The organism is Pseudomonas sp. MB-090624, assembly GCF_003205245.1.
Classification (GTDB): domain Bacteria; phylum Pseudomonadota; class Gammaproteobacteria; order Pseudomonadales; family Pseudomonadaceae; genus Aquipseudomonas; species Aquipseudomonas juntendi.
In genome coordinates this window covers 1-1,115 of sequence record NZ_QJRK01000110.1, presented here as the reverse complement: position 1 = coordinate 1,115, position 1,115 = coordinate 1, and the positions used below count along the sequence as shown (strand labels likewise).

At 61.0% G+C, this 1,115-nt stretch carries 2 protein-coding genes; both read left to right on the top strand.

Translation table 11 applies throughout. The features are described from left to right. On the top strand, positions 1 to 798 hold a 798-nt coding region (locus tag DMX12_RS28835), incomplete at its 5' end, for a hypothetical protein (RefSeq protein WP_218277994.1). A 47-nt stretch (positions 799 to 845) separates the two neighbouring features. Further along, a partial coding sequence (locus tag DMX12_RS28830) for a putative holin (RefSeq protein WP_110680097.1) occupies positions 846 to 1,115 on the top strand: 270 nt, incomplete at its 3' end.

Sequence of the window (1,115 nt, the reverse complement as noted above, 5' to 3'; positions counted from 1 at the left end):
TCACTGCCGCACTTGGCGCACTTGAGGGTTACCTTCATCGTTTTTCGCTCCGTGAAACGTCTTGTGTGGAAGCTCGACAGTAGTACGGGGCCACCTTTCGCATGTCTAGGGCTCGCCATTCAGGTGGGCCTTTTTCGTATCTGGAGCAAGCAAATGTCCGATCCAGTTCTCGCGGCAATCACTTCCCTGTCAGCTTCGGTTAGCAACCTTCAGGCACAGGTGGCCACCCTAAGCGGCCAGGTTGCAACGAAGGCAGACACCACGGCCGTCCAGGCGCTGGCGAGCACCGTCACCGCGGAAGGCGGCCATGTAACGGTGCTGACCAACAGAGTCGCGGAAGCCCGTGCTACCACAAGCCTGACGAGCCGCGTGACCAGCTGCGAAACCGCAGACCTGCTCATCGATGCCGGCCAGACAGTCGAGCCTCTGCGCATGGGCAAGGTTGTCTTCCACGGCGAGACTGCCCGGCAGATCCGGGCCGCACAGGCAGTTCTGCGGGAAGCGGGTGTAGGCCAGTTGGAAGTGGTGAAGCGTCCCAACGAGCCCAGGGAGCCATTCGTCGTGATCGACGGACAGGTGTTCATCACCAAGGCCGCAGTCGAGAGCGCTGGTATCGATCCATGCCCTTACAGCCTCAAGGTAACCATGGGTGACGATGGCCGTTTCTACATCGCCGGTGTTGGGGTTGGTGTCAGCTCTGTCGCAAACGAACTGAAGCTCGGGCCCAGCCTGGAAAATGATGTCCGCCGCCTGCTTCGCGAAGAGCTCAAGCCTGGCGGGATGCTGCATCGCTGCTGATCCAATGCCCGCCTTGAGCGGGTTTCTTTTTTCTGTGGAGCACCCCTATGGCCGAACCGAGTACCGGCGCCCTTGCAGTGACCGGCGTACTTGCCAGCGTCGGCCTGGGTGCTGCCTTCCCGCAGTTGGACCTGGCCACATTGGTGGGGTCCTTCGGCGGGGCTTTCTTCTACGTCGTCTTCGCCAAGGACATGAGCACCTGGCGCCGGGTCGGCTACTTGCTGACTGGTTGGATCGGTGGCTATTTCGGTGCTGCCGAATTGATGGGCTGGGCTTGGACAAAGACAGCAGGGTTCAGCGCCTTCGTGTGTGGCGCT